Source organism: Pseudoflavonifractor sp. BSD2780061688st1 E11 (genome assembly GCF_005844125.1).
In the GTDB taxonomy this organism is placed as follows: Bacteria; Bacillota; Clostridia; order Lachnospirales; family Lachnospiraceae; genus Sellimonas; species Sellimonas catena.
The window spans coordinates 1-19,620 of sequence record NZ_SPHM01000004.1; the positions used below are offsets into that span (position 1 = coordinate 1).

Genomic DNA, 19,620 nt, shown 5'->3' on the forward strand with positions numbered 1-19,620 from the left:
TAAAAATTTGACACAAAAAAAGCAGGTTTTATGCGGCCTGCAAGGTATTTTTCTATTATTCAACTGTCAAACTCCCGCGCTCCTTTATGGCATTGTATGCTGGGAAATTTTGTGAGAGTTTCACAAAGATCAGGGAAATGAAAAAAACCGGTGGACAAAACTCTTAAACCGGTCTATAATGCATATCACAAAACAAAATTCTTTTGTTTTATCCGGATCACCCGGAGTCTTATTTGAAAAGCGTCGGGAAAGCGCTTATCTATATCAGAGCCGAATCGGCTGTAATGATTCATGAACAGACAAATGATTATATGCGGAGAAGAGGAGTTGTATGTACTGCGGCTTGCAGATATGATTGCCGACAGGGAAGAGCTGGATCTTCAGGTACAGGTCTGCACCTCTTTTGAGCAGGAAGAAAGACTGGAGGAGTTTCAGGAAGCAGAACTTCTGCTGATCGGGGATGAGATTCCCTACGAGAAGAGGCAGACAAGCAGAGCTGCCAGAAGATTTGTGCTGACAAGTCAGGAAGGAGCAGAGGTGGGGGAAGAGGAGGTCCCGGTCTATAAATACCAGTCCGTCCATAAGATTTTTGCCAGGATCATGGAAGTATGCCTGGATCACGACCGTGCAGGCCTGTTTCAGGTGCCGCGCAGAGATAATCAGCGTCTGATTGTCGTTTATTCTCCTATTCACAGAATCGGGAAAACACGTTTTGCGAGGGCGCTCGGATATGAGCTGTCCAGAGATGAAGAGACACTTTATATTAATATGCAGGAATATCCCGGATGGGGAATGCACAGGGAAGAAAAGAGCGCATCTCTGGCGGATCTTCTCTATTATTCCCGCCAGGAGCAGAATCATCTGGGGCTGCGTCTGACATCTATGGTGCAGGATCAGGAAGGACTTGCTGTTCTGGATCCGATACCGGTGAGCCGGGATTTGAAAGAGGTGGCATGGGAGGACTGGAATTCTCTGATTCTTCAGATCCTGAAGAAAGGTCCGTATCAAAATATGATCCTCGATCTCAGTGAAAGTGTCCAGGGCCTGTTTGAAATTCTGAAGATGTGTGATGAGTGGTACCTTCCCTATATCGAAGACGAGGACGAAGAGCGGAAACTGGAGCAGTTTTTTGACACACTGGAACTGATGGGATGCAGGAAGCTGCGGCAGAAGGCGCGGATGACAGAGATGAAGGGGGAGCCGGAAATATGTGTAAAGAAGGCATTACAGTATGATAAGAACACTGCATATGGAAAAGCTGCAGGAGCAGGTCATGGCGAAGCTGGATCTGTCGAGAGAAATCGAAGATGGCGAACTGGTCGAATTGATTTATCAGGTGCTGGAAGAGTATACCAAAGACAAGTACATTCCGCTCCGGATGAAGATGGAATTTGGTAGAGATCTGTTTAATGCATTCAGAAAGCTGGATATTCTCCAGGAACTTCTGGAGGACGAGTCGATCACTGAGATCATGATTAATGGACTGGAAAATATTTTTGTGGAAAAGGGAGGAGAGATTTATCAGTATGAAAAAAGATTTGTATCCCGGAAAAAGCTGGAAGATATCGCGCAGCAGATTGCCTCCGGCTGCAACCGGACAGTCAATGAGGCGGAACCGATCGTGGACGCAAGGCTTCCGGACGGCTCCAGGGTCAACCTGGTGCTTCCACCGGTGGCGCTCAACGGTCCGATTATCACAATCCGGAAGTTCCCGAAAGAAGGAATTACGATGAAACGGCTGATTGCCTGGGGAAGTATCTCCAAAGAAGCTGCGGAATTTCTGGAAAAGCTTGTAAAGGCAAAGTACAACATGTTTATCAGCGGCGGCACCGGTTCCGGAAAGACGACATTTCTCAATGCCCTTTCCCAGTTTATACCGGAGGACGAGAGGATTATTACTATCGAGGACAACGCGGAACTGAAATTACAGTCTCTGCCCAATCTCGTAAGGCTGGAAGCCCGGAATGCCAACATGGAAGGAGAAGGAGAAATTGATATCCGTGAGTTGATCCGGACGGCACTTCGGATGCGTCCGGACCGCGTGATTGTAGGTGAGGTACGAAGCGCAGAGACGATCGATATGCTGCAGGCTATGAATACGGGGCATGACGGTTCCTTAAGTACCGGTCATGGAAACAGTCCGAAGGATATGATAGGAAGGCTGGAAACCATGGTGCTCATGGGGATGGAGATTCCGATCGAAGCGGTACAAAGACAGATAGCATCCGGGATTGATATTATCATCCATCTTGGAAGGATGCGGGACAAGACCCGGAAGGTCCTTGAGATTCTTGAAATTACTGGATATGAGGAAGGCAGAATACAGATGCATACACTGTATGAGTTTCAGGAGAAAGGAAGCAGCCACGGGAAAGTGAGGGGAAGTCTTGTTAAAAAAGAGGAATTACAGAAAAAAGAAAAACTGCTGGCGGCAGGATATTAGAAAGGGAGAATATCTGACAGGATGCCTTGGAGCCGTGGGAGCGGCCGGGCTGACAGCGCTTTTATTCTACCGGTCCACAGTGGCGGCACTGGTACTTCTGCTCCCGGTGGGAGGAACATTTCTGTATGTCTGGGAAAAGGAAAAATTAAGAAGAAAAGAAAGAGAATTTACAAGACAGTTTCTGGATGCGCTTCAGTCGGTGTCCGCCGCCTTAAATGTGGGATATTCTCTGGAAAATTCTCTGCTGGAAGCGGGAAAGGAAATGCGGATCATGTACCGGGAGCAGGACCGGATCTTAAAGGAATGGAATTATATGATCCGGCAGATGAAGATGAATATTGGAGTAGAGCGGATCCTGGAGGAGTTTTCCGAACGGATAGATCAGGAGGATGTCAGAAATTTTGTTACGGTCACTGCGACTGTAAAAAAGAGCGGGGGAAATATGGCAAGAGTGATCCGGCAGACAATTTCTCAGATTCAGGAGAAGGAGGAGCTGAATCAGGAAATCGAAACTGTAATCTCCGCCAAAAAGATGGAGTTTCTTGTCATGGCAGTAATTCCATTTGGAATGATCGCCTATATGATGCTCAGCTTTCCGGAATTTATGGAAGTTCTTTATCAGGGAGTCCCGGGCAGGGCGGTCATGACAGGATGTCTCGTTTTATATCTGGCAGCGTTTGGAACCGGGTTTCGTATGATACAGATTGAGGTGTGAGAGGATGGACATAAAAGCAATAGCAGTGACCGGAGCAGCATATTTAATTTTGCTGGTCCTGCTTTGGAAAACAGGAAAAGGGAAGATAAGAAACAGGGAAAAAAGAAAGCGGATCAGAAAGGGAATCTGGTTTTTCTTTCTTGTCAACACAATCAGCGTGGCCGTTTTTATATGGACGGGACAGGACAGGCCGGTGAAAGACGGGAAGATTGGAAGAAATCAGAAAGGCGGCGGAAGCCGGAATGAAACGGTGTTTGCGACGGTCGAGGGAGTGGATGAAGATATCCCGATTCAGATCCGGGTGGATGAGCAGGGATATACGAAAGAGGAGGCAGAAAAAATCCTTACGGACGAGGCAGAGAAGCTGGAAAAGAGAATTCTGGGAGAGAATCAGGATCTGGAGCATGTTACGTCAGATTTGAATCTGTTGACTTCTCTTCCGGATTATCCGGTATCCGTTCAATGGACGCTGGACGATTATCAGTACATAAGTATAGACGGAAGTCTTAAGGAGGAAATCCCGAAAGAAGGAATCGGGGTTCAGCTGACAGCTGTTTTAAGCTTTGATCAGGGAGCGGATGAAGCAGTAGAGCGGACGAGGGATATAACAGTGACGCTGTATCCGCCGAAGCTTCGGAATCCGGATGAGATCATAGAAGCTCTGGAGCAGTTGGTGGATTCAGAGAACGAAATCAGCAGGGAGGACGAAGCGCTGTATCTTCCGGATGAAATTGCGGGAAGAAAGGTTTCCTGGGGATACCGGTCAACCGTCAACGGGTATCAGGTGATGGGAATGGGAGTGCTGGTCTTTGTGGCGGCCGCTGCATGGAGAAGGCAGAAGGTAAATGATGCGGCAAGAGCCAGAAAAGAGCAGCTTCTCAGAGATTATCCGGAGATTCTGGAACAGTTTTCCCTGCTGATTGGTGCAGGGATGACTGTGAAAGGAGCATGGTACAAGATTGTGGAAAACTATCAGGAAAGACGGGAGACCGGGGGAAAACGGCCGGCTTATGAGGAGATGATGCGGACATGTTTTGAAATGCAGGGAGGTGTACCGGAAGGAGAAGGATATGAGAATTTCGGAAAACGGTGTCAGATACAGGAATATATGCGACTTGGACTTCTTCTTTCCCAGAATCTGAGAAAAGGAACGAGAGGCATTACAGAACTGCTCAGTCTGGAAGCAGTTCATGCCTTTGAGGACCGGAAAGCGCGGGCAAAGAGAAAGGGCGAGGAGACAGGAACGAAACTTCTCGTGCCGATGATCATGATGCTGGCAGTGGTACTGGTCATTGTTATTGTACCGGCCTTCTGGAGCATGGGAATTTGAAGGAATCCAAAGACAGGAAACAAAGGAGGTTGCAAAATGTTGTGGTTACAGATGAATGCAAGACGAATTTGGAACAGGATAGAAGAATGTCTGAAAGATGAAAGTGGAATTGGAGTGGTGGAAATCATATTGATTCTCGTTGTACTGATCGGACTTGTCATTATCTTCAAGACCCAGCTGACAGAGCTCGTTCAGACGATTTTCAATAAAATTACAAGTGAAAGCGGAAAGATTTAGAAACATGATTCCGGCCGGAAAAAAGAAAGAAGATGCACAGCTGACAGTGATGATGAGCCTTTTGATCCTGATTCTGCTGACGTTTACAGCCGGGATTTTAGAGAGTGCGTCCATTCAGACATCAAAGAATATCAGGCGGGCAGACACGGAGCGGGCGGTGGAATCATTGTTTGCGGAGTATCAGAAGGAACTTCTGGAAGAGTATGATCTTTTCGGACTGGACGGTACGTACGAGACAGGAAATTATTCGGAAGAAAGAGTATTGAACCGTATAACCGTATATGGAGCGGTTGCAGGAGAGAGTCAGGTGGAAGCCGTCCGCTTTTTGAGTGACGGAGAAGGCCGGGAGTTCGCGGATCAGGTCTGCAGATATATGGAGAACAGGTTCGGAATCGATATTATCAAGGATCTGATCGGGAAAGAAGATGAGGCGAAAAAACAGGAAGAAGAGGCCGAAAAGTATCAGCAGCAGGAAGAGGAGACAGAAAAGAAGATGGATGAGATTCTGGCATCTCACGGGACATCGGAAGGCTCTTCCGAAGGAAGCGGGGAGGAGACGGAAAATCCGCTGGGGATTTTGCAGAAGCTGAAAAGGAAGGTACTGACGGAGATTGTTCTGCCGAAAGACCGGACCATTTCACAGAAAAGTGTGGAAGGAACTCCGGGAATTTCCGGTCGGGAGAGACGGGAAGGCAAGGGAGATGTACCTGCCACAGAAGAAACGGGAAACGAAAAGTTGTATTTTATTGCCTATATTCCAGAGCATTTTGGAAGCTATATCAGTCCGGGAGAAAATCGTCCGCTGGAATACGAACAGGAATACCTGATCGGCGGAAATACAGATGACATGGAAAATCTGCAGGAAGTACTGGATAAAATCCGAAATCTCCGAATGGCACCGAATTATTTCTATCTTCAGACAGACGAGACGAAGAAGACGGAAGCAAAAGTGCTGGCCGGTGTAGTAAGTACCCTGATGGGAAATCCGGAACTGACGGATGTAGTCTGCCAGATCATCCTGATGGCCTGGGCATACGGGGAGAGCGTGATGGATCTTCGGACACTGACTGCCGGGGGAAAGGTGCCGGCGGCCAAGAGTAAAGAGACATGGAAGCTGAGTCTCTCAGGCCTGCTAAAGCTTGGGACAAAAGAAGACTCCGGAGCTAGTGAAGCCGGAGAAAGCGGATTCGGGTACGATGACTACATGAAGATGCTGTTTCTTCTGGAATCCAAAGAAACGCTGCGGCTCCGGATGCTGGATCTGATTGAATGGAATATGAAGATGCGGCTGGACTGTCCGTTTTTTCAGGCCGATGCCTGTATTACAAAACTCAGGATTCAAAGTACATGCAGACTCAGAAGAGGAATTACGTACCAATTTTCGACATATTATGCATATCAATAACAAATCTGTGAAAACAGTTCTTATTTCATATCTGACAGATCAGTCTGATATACAGAAAGGAGGTAAAGCGAGGTGCCTTTTTGTGACAACTCAGGTGATTTAAACTACATACAAACCATGGTCAACGAATTTTCAGACCCTAAAATATATAGAAAGGAGACAGATTCTGATTCGCTTCATAGATGGAAGCAGCTTTCCCCACGAAATAAGAAGTGTACCTTAAAGGCACCTGTCTTTACCTCCTTTTCTGGAGGAAGTATGACTGTGGAAGCAGCCTTTGTGGTTCCTCTTTTCCTGTTTGCGGTACTGGCCTTTTTATACTTGTTTGAGGTGATGGCAGTACAGACAAATATCCGGGCGGGGATGCAGTATGCGGGCAGAAAATATGCGGAACAGGCTTATCTGAATCCATTTGTCAGTACAGAAGAACTGGAGGAGGATATCCGGGAGGAAGTCAGCACAGAACGGCTGGAGCGTAGCATGGTAAAAGGAGGTGCTTCCGGGATTGACTGCAGCAGTTCCTACGTGGATCTTATGAATCAGATTTTGTATCTGAACACATCGTATACGGTGGAGATCCCTGTTCCGGTATTTGGAATCTTCAATGTAGAAAAAGAAGAGAGCATCCGGATAAAAGGGTGGTGTGGCTATGAATCGTCTATCCCTGTCCAGGCGGAGCAGAAGATTGTGTATGTGACAGAAAACGGGGTAGTGTATCATCAGGACTACCACTGCTCCTATCTGGATCTGTCGATCCATATGGTTCCGTCCTCCGGACTGGAGGAATTGCGAAATGCGTCGGGCGGGAAGTATTATCCTTGTGAAAGATGCGGACAAAATGTGGCAGGAATGGGAGTATATGTCACGGACTACGGCAGTAAATATCACACGTCCATGTCCTGCAGCGGTCTGAAGCGAAAGATTTACGCGGTTCCGGTTTCGGAGACAGCAGGGAAAGGAGCGTGCTCAAAGTGTGGGAAATAAAAATCTGCAATGCCTTGTTTTTAATTTTTCAGGCAGTTTGTTCGGCATATGATATCCGCATCCGTGCGGTTCCGAGATGGCTTCTGCTTTGCGGAAGCGCGCTGGCAGCGCTGACACGGCTTATAGGAATCGGAAGCGGAACCTGGATTTATGTCTGGGGTGCCCTGGCCGGCAGTGCATTTCTGATCGTCAGCAAATGTACAGATGAAGCGCTCGGGTTTGCAGACAGCTGGATGATTTTTGTACTGGGTGTGTATATGGGAATCTGGAAACTGGCAGCCGCTTTGAGCATTGCCTTTTTTGCGGCAGGGATTTGGAGTCTGGGAAAAGTAGTACTGCAAAATGGCGGATATAAAGATACATTCCCGTTTCTCCCCTTTTTGACAGCCGGATATTTGGGAGTGATCGGATGGTAGAAGAAAAATGGAGTGGTAGTTTTACTGTGGAAGCAGCAGTTCTTGTCTCGGCGGTCCTGCTTTTGACTTATGGGGTCATCATGGCGGTTTTCTACTACCATGATAAAAATATTCTAACAGGAACCGCTTATGAGACCGCGGTGATTGCGGGAAGAAAGCAGAAAAAAGAACCGCCTTTTCAGAAAGAAGAAATACAACAATTATGGAAAGAAAGAATTTCCGGAAAGATGATTCTTTTTCGGAAAGCAGAGGTAGAAGTAGAATGTCAGAAGGAGTATGTGTGGATTTCAGCTCAAGCATCGAGGAAAAGAATGAAGATTACAGTCGAAGCAAAAGCAGCACTTGTCGAGCCGGAGAGAAAGATCCGGGATATGAGGAAACTAAAAAAGGCAGCAGAAACAGGAACCTGAAAATCGGATACCGGAGAGATCTGAATACATCCTATTTTATTGTCGAATCAGACAGGTTTTATCAATCGGACTATCAGCTGAAAATGCTGGCAAATAATGAAATCTGCGGACTTCTGCAGGTGAAAGGGCGTGGAGTAAACGGAAGAAGCCGGTATGAGTATGAAATCCAGGGAAAACATTCACTGGAATTTCTGACGCAGAAAGGACCGGTTACCTACGAAATGATTATAGCGATTATCGAAGATCTGCTGGCGGTTATGGAAGAAATGAGAGACTATCTGTTAAGCCCGAATCAGTTGCTGCTGGACCCGAGAAGTATTTTCTGTGAGAAAGGCCGGTATTATTTTTGCTATTATCCGGCCAATGAACAGGGAATCGCGGAAAGCTTTCATGAACTGACAGAATTTTTTGTCAGAGAGACCGATTATCAGGATCGTTCCGGGATTTATATTTCCTATGCCCTCCATAAAATGACGCTCGCGGAAAATTATCAGATCTGCCAGGTGATTGAGGAAATTTTAAATAATCAGGAGGAAGAATACGAGGATCAAGAAGCGGAAGAGGAAGATTATGAAGAAGATCTTTATGAATATGGAGATGAATATGAAGATGATGAAGAAGAGGAGCAATATGATGACTGGGGACTGGAGGAGAAACCGGTCGGGGATGTAATAAAGGAGAAAATAGGAGGCTGGGGGTTTGTGAAACGTCTATTCGGACGTGGCATGGAAGCACCTCAGGATGATATATTGAGAGAGCAACGGAATGTTGACTGCAGAAAAAAGTATTGAAAGAGCCGGCAGGTTGCGCTAGACTTAATGTATATAACAAAAAACTGCCGACAACAGGTATGTGTTACGGGAATAAGAGAGTCGGTATACGGGACATGGATCAATGCCATGTCCCGTATCGGCACAATCACTTTGGATCTCCGGAAAGCCCGGGATGTACCGGAAGAGTGATCTCAAAAGTCGTTCCAAATCCGGGGCGGGAATCCACGGATACTGTTCCGTGATGTGCGAGAATGATATTCTGAACGACAGGAAGCCCCAGACCGGTTCCGGAAGATTTGGAAGTGAAAAACGGTGTAAAGATTTCCTTTAGCTGTTCTTCGGATATGCCGCAGCCGGTATCCTGAATCCGGATATGGATCCGGCTGTCATGGAACCAGGCTTTCAGATTGACGGACCCGGAACCGTGGATTGATTCCACGGCGTTTTTTAAAAGATTTAAAAGTGCCTGACGGAGTTTGACAGGATCTCCGGTGATGACAGGAAGATCTTCCAGCAGGGAAGTAAATTCAATCTCCGTATTGGCGCAGGACGCGGCGAAGGAGAGGACCAGTTTTTCCATAAAGCTCCGGAATGAAAAAGTTTCCGGATGAAGAGAGCTGCTGTTGTTAAACAGTGAAAACTCTTCCAGAAGATGCATCATGTATTCCAGATCCTGGCAAAGGGAGTCCCAGTACTCGAAGGAGCGGACCTCGGGATGCCGGGATTCGATCAGCTGCAGCGTGCCGGAAAGAAGAGTCAGGGGATTGCGGATTTCGTGGCAGATTTTGTGACGTTCCATATCCTGAGAATGGAGCAGTTTCTGAAACAGAGCAGACGCTTCAGCATCCTGATTTACATAGGATTGAAGACGCTGCATCTCATCGGATGTAAAAGACATAGGAATTTCCCACCTTTCTAAACAGTTCGATGCTTTCTAGTTTAGCACTGGTGGAGGCAATATTCAAATATCAATGTAAAGGAGTATGAGATATGAGAGACGATAATTGTATTTTCTGTAAACTTGCAAACGGAGATATTCCGACTGCGACGCTTTATGAAGATGAAGATTTCCGCGTGATTTTAGATGCAAGTCCGGCATCGAAAGGACATGCCCTGATTCTTCCGAAACAGCACTATGCAGACCTTTATGAGCTGGATGATGAGATTGCTGCAAAAGCACTTGTGCTTGCTAAAAAGATGGTGAAAAAGCTTACGCCGATTCTTGGATGCGATGGCTATAATATCGTACAGAACAATAAAGAGGCGGCAGGACAGACCGTATTCCATTTCCACATGCACCTGATTCCAAGATACAAAGGAGATAAAGTAGGTCTTGGCTGGAAAATGGGACAACTTGATGAGGAACAGAAGAATGAGATACTTTCCAGAATCAGCGAAGAGTAAAACAGGGAATAACAAGAGGGTAAGGCGTAAGAAGCTCATATGGATGAAATACTATTTAATGATATCTATGATAAATATGTAAATATTGTCTGGAGAACAGCAAAGTATTACTCGGAAAATGAGACGGATGCCGATGAGATTACCCAACTCACTTTTGTAAATTTACTGACCAGTTATGAAAAGATCAGAAACAAGAACGCGATTGAGTCATGGCTTCGCACAACCGCTTATCGTCTGGCCTGCAGCCAGATGAGAAGGCGGAAACTGGAGATGCTGTTGGATGATGAGGGATTGACGGCACAGATGGGCGAGGAAGTACCAGGTCCGGATGAGCTGATTTTCATGCGGGAACGCCGCAGAAAAGAAACAGAATTGACGAGTACGATGCTGGAAGAGCTGTATCAGCACAATCCAAGATGGTATGATGCAGTTGTCCGCGCGTTTGTGCTGGAAATTCCACAGAAAGAAATCGCAGAAGAGATGGGTATCCGTCTGGAGGCATTCCAGTCAATGCTGTTCAGAGCAAAGAAGTGGATGAAAACAAAATATGAGGCAGATTACAGAGAAATGAAATAATATAAAAAAACAGGTGCCGATTCGACACCTATTTTTTGATTTCAGAGTTTTTATGGAACATTATTTTTGCGAAGCCCGGACAATGAGATCAATAATTGTCTCGATCGAATTCTGCATGCCGGAATCGCTCATTGCCTTTGTATATGTATCACGATCCTGATACAGGCGGTGGACAGTATCCAGAAGAATTTCGTCTGTAAGTGATTCTTCTTCCAGGACAATGCTGAATCCCTGACGCTCAAAGGAACGGGCATTGAGGATCTGATCTCCGCGGCTGGCGTTTGCAGGAAGCGGGATCAGGATATTTGGTTTACGCAGAGCCAGAAGCTCACAGATTGCATTGGCACCGGCACGGGAAATGACAATGTCGGCCAGCGCAAAAAGATCTTTCAGTTCTTTTTGAATGTATTCAAACTGTGCATAACCTTCCACCCGGGTCAAAGACTCATCCAGCTTTCCTTTTCCACAGAGATGGATCACCTGAAAGCTTTCCAGAAGTTTTGGAAGAATGTTCCGTACAGCCTGATTAACTGCAGCAGCGCCGAGGCTTCCGCCGATCACGAGAATAACAGGCTTTTGGGAAGTGAAATGGCAGAATTTCCTTGCTGCCTCCTTATCGCCTGTAAGCAGTTCCTGCCGGATCGGTGAGCCTGTGAGCACCGCTTTGTCTGCCGGAAGATTCTTTAATGTCTCCGGGAAATTGCAGCAGATCTTTGTCGCCGACGGCATGGAAAGCTTGTTGGCGAGACCAGGTGTGATGTCTGACTCATGAATGATAGTCGGGACATGATTCCGCTTGCCGGCCATGACAACCGGTACGCTGACAAAACCGCCCTTGGAAAAGATCACATCCGGCTTCAATGTCTTGATTAACTTATTTGCCTCATAAAATCCTTTTAATACACGGAACGGATCCGTAAAATTTTTCATGCTGAAATAACGGCGCAGCTTGCCGGAAGAAATCCCGTGGTATGGAATATGAAAAGGTTCGATCAGATCTTTTTCAATTCCATTATAAGACCCGATATAGTGAATGTCATATTGAAGTTCTTTCAGGCGGGGAAGAAGGGCGATGTTTGGTGTAACATGCCCGGCAGTACCGCCGCCGGTTAAAATAATACGTTTCATGGCATGCCTCCGAAAATGCTTTTATGATTATTTATATTAAACAGAATTGAAATAAAGGTCAAGTCGGAGGAAAGAAAACGCAAAAAAGGGGGACGAAATGAAAAAAGAAGATGAACTCATGAAAGAGTTCCTGCAGGAAGAGCTGGAGAAAGAGTCAGCACGGATAAAAGAAGAAGTAGAGCAGGATCCACCTCTGACAGAATCAGGGCCGGATCCGGAACTGAAAAATAAAATATGGAAACAGGCAGAAGAAATCCGGCGGCAGAGAGAAGCATATGAAAATCTGTCAGAAGCAGATAAGGAAGCCCTGCGCCTCGGAAAAGAACTGCAGCTCCGCCGGGAAGAGAAGGCACGGGAAGAATTCTCCGAAGAACTCGCCCCGGAGTCACTGGAACTGGCGGCAGGCGCAGAAGAAAGGCAGCCTGAAAGTCAGCCCGAAATCCAAACCGCACAGGGAAGCCAGACCCCAAAAGTACGCGTGAGAAAACGAAGGAAAAAGACGATCGTTGCCCTGGCCGTGGCGCTTATCGCAGTGCTTGGGGTAGGGATGACGAGTTTTGGTGATGGGGGATTTGTGGCTGAGACGGTAGACAGAATATTAGGTGGAAGGAAAACAACAAATATAAATTCTGAAAGCGAAAACACGGATGTTACACAACAGGAAGAAATTGCAGAAGAGAAAGTATTTCAACAAATCAAAAATGAATTTGGATTTGATGCTGTAAGGTTGGATTATAAGCCTAAGAAAATGAAAATGGTTGATTCGATGGTTGATCAAACTTTATTAATTGCAAATATTTACTATGAATTAAATGATCAACAGATTACTTATACCATTATTCCGGTGTATAGAGATTCATCTTCTGGGTATGATGTAGAAGATGAAATAGTAAGTGAATATATTAAAGAGGTAAAAGGCACTCAAATTGAAGTCACAGAGTATAAAATTAAAGACTTAGAGCAACTAGAATTTTCTGCACACTTTCGGCATGAAGATGCGGAATATATTTTAACAGGAATCATCGAAAAAGAAGAATTTGAAAAAATTTTGGAAAATCTCCACTTTTTTTGAAAAAAAGCGAAAGATTTTGGAAGTTCGTGCGTCTATATATATAGAGGAGCAAAAATATGAAAAGAAAAAAGTTGTTATCAAAAGTAGCGGCAATGATGACAGCGGCGGTACTTGTATTTGGAGTATCCGGTCAGATGGTAAGCGCAGCGGAGGAGAGCGCTGAGCAGATTGGGTACATTACGGTACAGCCAAGAGGAGTGTATCTGCAGAGTGGATATTCTCAGATTAGTAAAGTAGGTGCTGGAAAAATCGCAGCAGGGGGTACTACTACAGCACAAAAGGTTGTTTCTGAGGTGAGCATTAATGTAAATGTAGAGAGAAAAGTAAATGGTTCTTGGGAACATTACACTTCATGGACTTCTACAAAAAAGAATGCTGCTGCAGTGACATCATCTAAGACGCTGACAGTGCCGAAAGGTTATTATTACCGTGTCAAATGCGTACATTACGCAAACTCAGATGTGAGCAGCTCAGCAACGGGCGGTCTTTACATCTAACAGGAAGAAGAAAATTGAATATGGAATGATTTGTTTACAGGCAGAAAAGATTAAATGGTCATCGGGAGAGTTATTGAGGTTACTGCTCCATACAAAAAATTAAAAAAAGGAAGCCCTACGGCTTTACTATCTTTTAGTCCTTACATTGAGAAAACCCAAACTACTGCCCGAAAGGGCAGGAAACACCAATGGAGCAGTAGCCCCAATAGCTCTTCCGTGTCATTTCTTAACCGGCTTTCTTCGGTTAGTGCTTATGATATAGGGAACCATGCGTTTCCTATATCATAGATCTTTTCGAAAATGAACAGTAATGTTTCTATGTAGGCAAAAGAAAAGATTCCGCATGACGGGAGTGTATCCCGAACAGCGGAATCTTTTTTTTGCCCTTATTTATTAGCTAGTCCGGCCTGAAGTGCGTGAGCAAGCTGATCCGGGCAGGAGGTGCTTTTAAAGCCGCACTTAATGCCCGAGAGGCGGCGGATCGCTTCGTCCGCTTCCATGCCTTCAACAAGGCTTGCGATTCCCTGCAGATTGCCGTTGCAGCCGCCGGTGAAAACAACGTTGTGAATACGATGCTGATCGTCAAGATCAAATTCAATTTCTTTTGAACATACGCCAGTTGGCCTGTACTTCATATTGATTCCTCCGTTTCTGTTTCCCTTCCGAAAAAGAATTATAACAAAGAAAGAAAAAATATGCTAGGTATACATACAAAAATTTGTTATACTGTGAGGAAAAGGAGGTCGAAAGCATGATTGGAATTATCGGAGCAATGGAAGATGAAGTTGCAGAATTAAAGAAAAGCATGGAAATAGAAGAGGTTGTTTCGGCGGCGTCTCTTTCTTTTTGCAGAGGAAAACTTTCGGGGAAAGAAGTTGTCGTAGTAAGGAGCGGGATTGGCAAGGTCAATGCCGCAGTGTGTGCGCAGATTCTTGTGGACCGGTTTGGAGTGGATGTGATTATCAATACAGGAATCGCGGGATCTCTGGATGCGGCGATTGATATCGGAGATATTGTGATTTCAACAGACGCAGTAGAGCATGACATGGATGCAAGCACATTTGGAGATCCGGTGGGTCAGATCCCGCAGATGGATACTTTCTCGTTTCCGGCAGATGAAAAGCTGGTGAAACTGGCAAAAGAGGTCAATGAAAAGGCAAATCCGGATATCCGTACATGGACAGGAAGGATTGTAAGCGGAGACCAGTTTGTTTCTTCAAGTGAGAAGAAAGAGCAGCTGATCAGTCTTTTTGACGCAAAATGCACGGAGATGGAGGGGGCTGCGATCGCGCATACGGCTTACCTTAACAAAATTTCGTGCGTCATCATTCGGGCAATTTCGGATAAAGCTGACAACAGTGCATCGGTAGACTATCCGGCCTTTGAAGCGGCGGCAATCCGCCATAGTGTAAGGCTGATTGAGGCGCTGGTGCCGGAAATCAAGAAATAATAGAGCGAAAAAACGTCAAAAACCGCCCGGTTTTGCAGGGCGGCATAAAAAATATGTAGAACGGTTACAGAGCCTTTTTCCGTAGTTTTCAGTTATACTTGGGATAAACAAAAAAACGGAGGAGGCTCTTTTTATGTTGGAAGCAGTATGGAAACATGGGGTGTTATTTTACGCAGTCGGAGTGATGTGTATACTGGGAATCTTCAGCAAGATCATTGTCAGTCTGACACTCAGGCGACTGGTGCGGGAGGCGGGAAGGATGGGAAAAAGCCTGCACCCGCTGATGAAGCTTGTCCGGGCCAAATTTGAACATGCATGTATGGTGAGTGATAAGGTGCAGAATATCCGGGCGTTTGTGGATAAATATATGTATGAATACAAAGTACTGTGGATAAAACTGCACAGCTGGCGGCAGATGGAAAAAGCGGCGGCATGGGGCTGCCTGGTATTTGGAGCGGCAGGGGCAGCGGCAGCATACACCCAGGATGCACCTTTGGAAAATGTGGGGCAGTATGCGGCAGCCGGTATTGCGGGAGCGCTGCTTTTGTTTGCGCTCAGGATGGTCACAGATGAAAGCTACCAGCTGGAAGCGGCAAAAAACTATATGATAGAGTTCCTGGAAAATACATATGCACGTAAATATGAAAAGATAACCCGGATGGAGGAAACAGAGGAAAATTTCCGGACGGAAGAGGAAGAAAGCGTGATGGAGGAAGAAAAGTCAGAAGAAAATGCTGTTGTGTTTTCTGCAAAAGAAGAGGAAGAGAAAGTGCCATTAGAGGAAAATCTGATGGAATTTGCTCCAGAGGAAACGGAAGTCGGGGAGGAAGGCAAAGGCGAGGAAATAGAGTCGGAGCTTGTTACTTTGATGAAGGAAGAGCAGGAGAAAGCGAAAGAGGAGGAGGAACGGAAAGAAAAGCGGCGGCAGGATGAGGAAATGATACGCCAGATCCTTGCCGAGTTTTTAACTTGATTAATAGAATGCCTTTTGCTAAAATATACCTAGTAATTTATACCTATATATAATGATAGAAAGGATGGGTAAAGTGATGGCAAAGGTAACATTTGACTATTCAAAAGCAGATCTGTTTATCAAGGAACATGAAATGGAGTCTATGAAAGACATTGCACTGGCGGCGAAGGACAAGCTGCTTGCGCGCACAGGAGCAGGAAATGACTTCCTTGGATGGATCGACCTTCCGGTAGATTATGATAAAGAAGAGTTTGACAGAATTTTGAAAGCGGCTGAGAAGATCAAAGGAGATTCCGATGTGCTTCTTGTAATCGGAATCGGCGGTTCCTATCTGGGAGCAAGAGCTGCGATCGAATTTTTAAGACATAGTTTCTATAATAATATTTCCAAAGAGGCACGTAAGACGCCTGAGATTTACTTTGTAGGAAACAGCATCAGCAGCACCTATCTTCATGATCTGATTGAAGTGATCGGAGACAGAGATTTTTCTGTAAATATTATTTCTAAATCCGGTACGACTACTGAGCCGGCGATCGCGTTCCGCATTTTCAAAGAGATGCTGGAAAAGAAATACGGAAAAGAGGAAGCAGCAAAGCGTATCTACGCTACGACAGACAAGGCAAGAGGAGCACTGAAAAATCTTGCTACAGAAGAAGGATATGAGTCCTTTGTAGTTCCGGATGATGTGGGAGGACGTTTCTCTGTTCTGACAGCGGTAGGACTTCTGCCGATCGCAGCAAGCGGAGCTGACATTACAAAGCTTATGGAAGGAGCAGCATCCGGAAGAAAGGCAGCGCTGGAGCTTCCGTTTGAGGAAAACGATGCACTTCAGTATGCAGCAGTTAGAAATATTCTTCACGCAAAAGGAAAAGCAGTGGAAGTACTTGCAAACTATGAGCCAAGTCTCCACTATGTATCCGAGTGGTGGAAACAGCTCTATGGAGAAAGCGAAGGAAAAGACCAGAAAGGTATCTTCCCGGCGTCTGTGGATCTGACAACAGATCTTCACTCCATGGGACAGTTCATCCAGGACGGAAGCCGCATCATGTACGAGACTGTACTGAATGTAGAGAAATCCAGAGAAGAAGTGATCATCGGAGAAGAACCGGTTGATCTTGACGGCCTGAACTACCTTGCAGGAAAGACCGTTGACTTTGTAAACAAGAGCGCAATGAACGGAACAGTACTTGCTCACACAGACGGTAATGTACCGAACCTGATGGTAAAGATTCCGGAGCAGAATGAATTCTACCTTGGAGAGCTGTTCTACTTCTTTGAATTTGCCTGCGGCGTCAGCGGATATATTCTTGGCGTAAATCCATTTAATCAGCCGGGCGTAGAGGCATACAAGAAAAATATGTTTGCCCTTCTCGGAAAACCGGGATACGAAAAAGAACGCGAAGAACTGATGAAGAGATTATAAGAATTAAAGACAGCCAGAACGGAGATGGAGTAAAAGCCTTCCGTTCTGGCTTTTCTTATTGGATTTTTCGTAACAGCTGTACCATTGGAATATTCATGTCAGGGACTCTGGCGATTTGTAAAATATATCATTCCTTATGCTTATGCATATGGTGCCAACGTCATTCCGGCTGGGGAATTGGAACCGGAACCGGTTTTTCTGGCATGATCTACGCTTTGATCGGACTTTTTGCGGCATATTGGAGATATATGAGAAAAGATATCTGCTAAATAGCAGTAAAAATTAACAAAAACCATAGTAAAAATATACAAAAAACTAACTTTTTATTATGGATTATTGTTGGATCGGATATTGACTTTTCAAATATGGAGGAGTAAAGTAAGCACGATATGAAAAAGAAAAGGAGGGAGCAAAACGGGTAGTTTATCAGAGAAATTAATGGAAGAACTGAACTGTAAAATTATGTTCACGATACCGGTCGGAGATGGGCTTCCGATCTATGAATCCGTCGTTGTGACATGGATTGTTATGGCGGTTCTTGTATTACTTTCTATTATTTTAGTGCGGAACTTAAAAGTGGAAAATCCGGGAAAAAAGCAGCTTGCTCTTGAGGCCGGATATTTATTTTTCCGCAATTTCTTTTATAATCTGCTGGGAGAGCACGGAGCACGCTATATTCCTTACATGATTACGATTGTCCTTTATATCGGACTTGCCAATATCATGGGGGTATTCGGGTTCGTCCCGCCGACAAAGGATATGGGCGTGACGATTGCGCTGGCGCTTATGAGTATCATCCTGATCGAATATTCCGGGATTCACCAGAAAGGGACAAAGGGGTGGCTGAAAAGTTTTGCTGAGCCGATTCCCATTATGCTTCCAATCAATATACTGGAGATTGGTATCCGGCCGCTTTCGCTTTGTATGCGGCTTTTCGGAAATGTATTAGGATCTTATGTGGTCATGAAGCTGGTCGAGATTATCTGTCCGATTTTGCTTCCGGTACCATTTAATCTGTATTTTGATTTTTTTGACGGATTCATTCAGGCATATGTATTTGTATTTTTAACATCCCTGTTTATCAGCGAAGCAGTTGAATAGGCAGACAGGGAACTGAGAAGAGAGAACAAGGAGGAAACAAAACGATGTCATCTTTAATTGCAATTGGAGCAGCAGTAGCAGTGTTTACAGGTATTGGTGCAGGTATCGGTATCGGCCTTGCAACAGGAAAGGCAGCTGAGTCTATCGCAAGACAGCCGGAGGCAGAGAGCAAAATCAGAAGTACACTTCTTTTAGGATGTGCGCTTGCCGAGGCAACAGCGATCTACGGTTTCGTAATCGGTCTGTTAATCATCATCTTATTAGGATAAGAGAAAGGCAGGTAGAGGCAGATGCTGACATTAAGTCCGGTTACAATCATCGGTACAATCATAAATCTGCTTGTTCTGTATTTCCTGCTGCAGCATTTCTTATTTAAGCCGATTCAGAAGATCATGGATCAAAGAGACGAGCTGATCCGCGGACAGTTAAAGGATGCGCAGGATCAGAAGGAGTCTGCCGGAAAGCTGAAAGCGCAGTATGAAGAAGCGCTTGCTTCAGCGAAAGAGGAATCCGGGCAGATCGTAGAAAGGGCCAAAACAGAGGCGGCGCTTCAGGCTGACGCAATCGTGAAGAATGCAAATGAAGAAGCGGGCCAGATTGTGGATAAGGCGAGAAAGACAATGGAAGTGGAAAGAGAGCAGGCTATGCGGGAGATGAAGTCCCAGATAGCCGATATTGCTTTGACAGCCGCTTCTAAAATTATGGGCGAGAAAAACAGCAGTGAAAGAGATTTGGCACTTTATGACCAGTTTTTAGAAGAAGCAGGTGATTCTGATGACACAGACAGCTAAAAATTATGCACAGGCATTATACGAACTTCATGTGGATGCAGAATCTGTAAAAACGGCAGAGACGATTTTAAAGGAAGTCCCTGAGGTGGGGGAAAGCCTTACAAATCCGACGATTGCTTTTCATGTAAAAGAGAAAATCATAGACCGTATTTTCCCGGAAGGGATCAGAAATTTTATCAAGGTCGTATGCAGAAATCAGAAATCGGGACTGCTTCTGGAAATGTTCGAGGCGTACCGGGAAATTGAAAGAAAAGCAAACGAGGGCCTTGAGGCCGTCTTGTTTTATGTGACGGCTCCGACAGTGGAGCAGCAGGAAAAGATGAAAACATTCCTGCGCCGGAAATTTCATGTAAAGGAAGTTGCGCTTTCTTTAAAAGAAGAGAAAAGCCTGATCGGAGGATTCATCCTTCAGGCAGGCGGACGGGAGTTCGACTGGAGTTTCAGAGGAAGATTCCGGGCGCTTTCCCGTGCTTTACAACATTAAAAGCGGAG

Annotated in this window: 24 protein-coding genes; 21 read left to right on the top strand and 3 right to left on the bottom strand. The window is 45.4% G+C overall.

Annotated features, from left to right (window positions below; all coding sequences use genetic code 11):
• Nucleotides 1-291: 291 nt before the first annotated feature.
• From FGQ85_RS18685 to FGQ85_RS18690, 10 genes are all read left to right on the top strand, one after another.
• Nucleotides 292-1,398, top strand: a complete 1,107-nt coding sequence (locus tag FGQ85_RS18685; protein ID WP_242958839.1) for a hypothetical protein — start codon at nt 292-294, stop codon at nt 1,396-1,398.
• Complete coding sequence (locus tag FGQ85_RS02595) at nt 1,301-2,443, top strand: CpaF family protein (protein WP_242960062.1); 1,143 nt, start codon at nt 1,301-1,303, stop codon at nt 2,441-2,443. The genes FGQ85_RS18685 and FGQ85_RS02595 overlap by 98 nt, the downstream gene beginning before the upstream one ends.
• A complete protein-coding gene (locus tag FGQ85_RS02600; RefSeq protein WP_087166562.1) occupies nt 2,388-3,158 on the top strand; it encodes a type II secretion system F family protein in 771 nt (256 codons plus the stop codon). Before FGQ85_RS02595 ends, FGQ85_RS02600 begins: the two co-directional genes overlap by 56 nt.
• Nucleotides 3,159-3,162: 4 nt before the next feature.
• Nucleotides 3,163-4,488, top strand: a complete 1,326-nt coding sequence (locus FGQ85_RS02605) for a type II secretion system F family protein (protein ID WP_138372586.1) — start codon at nt 3,163-3,165, stop codon at nt 4,486-4,488.
• 36 nt (nt 4,489-4,524) lie between these two features.
• On the top strand, nt 4,525-4,725 hold the full coding sequence (locus FGQ85_RS02610) for a Flp1 family type IVb pilin (RefSeq protein WP_330616860.1): 201 nt from the start codon (nt 4,525-4,527) through the stop codon (nt 4,723-4,725).
• Between the two features lie 4 nt (nt 4,726-4,729).
• Nucleotides 4,730-6,130, top strand: a complete 1,401-nt coding sequence (locus FGQ85_RS02615; protein ID WP_138372587.1) for a DUF5702 domain-containing protein — start codon at nt 4,730-4,732, stop codon at nt 6,128-6,130.
• A gap of 258 nt (nt 6,131-6,388) precedes the next feature.
• Entirely contained in the window at nt 6,389-7,114 is a 726-nt protein-coding gene (locus tag FGQ85_RS02620) for a hypothetical protein (protein WP_087166565.1), read from the top strand.
• Complete coding sequence (locus FGQ85_RS02625) at nt 7,102-7,530, top strand: A24 family peptidase (RefSeq protein WP_162610109.1); 429 nt, start codon at nt 7,102-7,104, stop codon at nt 7,528-7,530. Before FGQ85_RS02620 ends, FGQ85_RS02625 begins: the two co-directional genes overlap by 13 nt.
• Complete coding sequence (locus tag FGQ85_RS02630; protein ID WP_087251874.1) at nt 7,524-7,940, top strand: TadE family protein; 417 nt, start codon at nt 7,524-7,526, stop codon at nt 7,938-7,940. Before FGQ85_RS02625 ends, FGQ85_RS02630 begins: the two co-directional genes overlap by 7 nt.
• A gap of 20 nt (nt 7,941-7,960) precedes the next feature.
• Nucleotides 7,961-8,731: a DUF6382 domain-containing protein gene (locus FGQ85_RS18690; RefSeq protein WP_243272961.1), complete on the top strand. Its 771-nt coding sequence runs from the start codon at nt 7,961-7,963 to the stop codon at nt 8,729-8,731.
• A gap of 127 nt (nt 8,732-8,858) precedes the next feature.
• Here the strand turns inward: FGQ85_RS18690 and FGQ85_RS02635 are convergent, their stop codons facing one another.
• The gene (locus FGQ85_RS02635) at nt 8,859-9,611 is read right to left on the bottom strand and encodes a HAMP domain-containing sensor histidine kinase (RefSeq protein ID WP_087166569.1); all 753 of its coding nucleotides are present in this window, start codon (nt 9,609-9,611) and stop codon (nt 8,859-8,861) included.
• 92 nt (nt 9,612-9,703) lie between these two features.
• Here FGQ85_RS02635 and FGQ85_RS02640 point away from each other — a divergent pair, with 92 nt between their 5' ends.
• On the top strand, nt 9,704-10,117 hold the full coding sequence (locus tag FGQ85_RS02640; RefSeq protein WP_087166570.1) for an HIT family protein: 414 nt from the start codon (nt 9,704-9,706) through the stop codon (nt 10,115-10,117).
• A 39-nt stretch (nt 10,118-10,156) separates the two neighbouring features.
• Nucleotides 10,157-10,693, top strand: coding sequence for an RNA polymerase sigma factor (locus tag FGQ85_RS02645; protein ID WP_138372588.1), 537 nt, complete (start codon nt 10,157-10,159; stop codon nt 10,691-10,693).
• A 60-nt stretch (nt 10,694-10,753) separates the two neighbouring features.
• Here the strand turns inward: FGQ85_RS02645 and FGQ85_RS02650 are convergent, their stop codons facing one another.
• Nucleotides 10,754-11,821 carry an undecaprenyldiphospho-muramoylpentapeptide beta-N-acetylglucosaminyltransferase gene (locus FGQ85_RS02650; RefSeq protein WP_087166572.1) on the bottom strand — a complete coding sequence of 356 codons (1,068 nt, stop codon included), beginning with the start codon at nt 11,819-11,821 and terminating at the stop codon, nt 10,754-10,756.
• Between the two features lie 97 nt (nt 11,822-11,918).
• On the opposite strand from FGQ85_RS02650, the gene FGQ85_RS02655 reads away from it, so the two are divergent.
• On the top strand, nt 11,919-12,893 hold the full coding sequence (locus tag FGQ85_RS02655; protein ID WP_138372589.1) for a DUF4367 domain-containing protein: 975 nt from the start codon (nt 11,919-11,921) through the stop codon (nt 12,891-12,893).
• Nucleotides 12,894-12,949: 56 nt separating this feature from the next.
• Nucleotides 12,950-13,390: a DUF6147 family protein gene (locus FGQ85_RS02660; protein ID WP_138372590.1), complete on the top strand. Its 441-nt coding sequence runs from the start codon at nt 12,950-12,952 to the stop codon at nt 13,388-13,390.
• Nucleotides 13,391-13,776: 386 nt separating this feature from the next.
• On the opposite strand, the gene FGQ85_RS02665 is transcribed toward FGQ85_RS02660, so the two are convergent.
• On the bottom strand, nt 13,777-14,025 hold the full coding sequence (locus FGQ85_RS02665) for a TIGR03905 family TSCPD domain-containing protein (RefSeq protein ID WP_087166574.1): 249 nt from the start codon (nt 14,023-14,025) through the stop codon (nt 13,777-13,779).
• Nucleotides 14,026-14,141: 116 nt separating this feature from the next.
• On the opposite strand from FGQ85_RS02665, the gene FGQ85_RS02670 reads away from it, so the two are divergent.
• From FGQ85_RS02670 to atpH, 7 genes are all read left to right on the top strand, one after another.
• Nucleotides 14,142-14,840, top strand: coding sequence for a 5'-methylthioadenosine/adenosylhomocysteine nucleosidase (locus FGQ85_RS02670; protein WP_118637151.1), 699 nt, complete (start codon nt 14,142-14,144; stop codon nt 14,838-14,840).
• Between the two features lie 133 nt (nt 14,841-14,973).
• Complete coding sequence (locus tag FGQ85_RS02675; protein ID WP_087166576.1) at nt 14,974-15,813, top strand: hypothetical protein; 840 nt, start codon at nt 14,974-14,976, stop codon at nt 15,811-15,813.
• A 64-nt stretch (nt 15,814-15,877) separates the two neighbouring features.
• On the top strand, nt 15,878-17,236 hold the full coding sequence (locus FGQ85_RS02680; RefSeq protein WP_118637149.1) for a glucose-6-phosphate isomerase: 1,359 nt from the start codon (nt 15,878-15,880) through the stop codon (nt 17,234-17,236).
• 438 nt (nt 17,237-17,674) lie between these two features.
• Nucleotides 17,675-18,337, top strand: a complete 663-nt coding sequence (locus tag FGQ85_RS02685) for a F0F1 ATP synthase subunit A (RefSeq protein ID WP_087166578.1) — start codon at nt 17,675-17,677, stop codon at nt 18,335-18,337.
• Between the two features lie 44 nt (nt 18,338-18,381).
• Complete coding sequence (gene atpE / locus FGQ85_RS02690; protein WP_087166579.1) at nt 18,382-18,606, top strand: ATP synthase F0 subunit C; 225 nt, start codon at nt 18,382-18,384, stop codon at nt 18,604-18,606.
• Between the two features lie 21 nt (nt 18,607-18,627).
• The gene (gene atpF, locus FGQ85_RS02695) at nt 18,628-19,128 is read left to right on the top strand and encodes a F0F1 ATP synthase subunit B (protein ID WP_087166580.1); all 501 of its coding nucleotides are present in this window, start codon (nt 18,628-18,630) and stop codon (nt 19,126-19,128) included.
• Nucleotides 19,112-19,612 (top strand): ATP synthase F1 subunit delta, encoded by a 501-nt coding sequence (gene atpH / locus FGQ85_RS02700; RefSeq protein WP_118637147.1) that lies wholly within the window; start codon nt 19,112-19,114, stop codon nt 19,610-19,612. The genes atpF and atpH overlap by 17 nt, the downstream gene beginning before the upstream one ends.
• Nucleotides 19,613-19,620 lie beyond the last annotated feature (8 nt).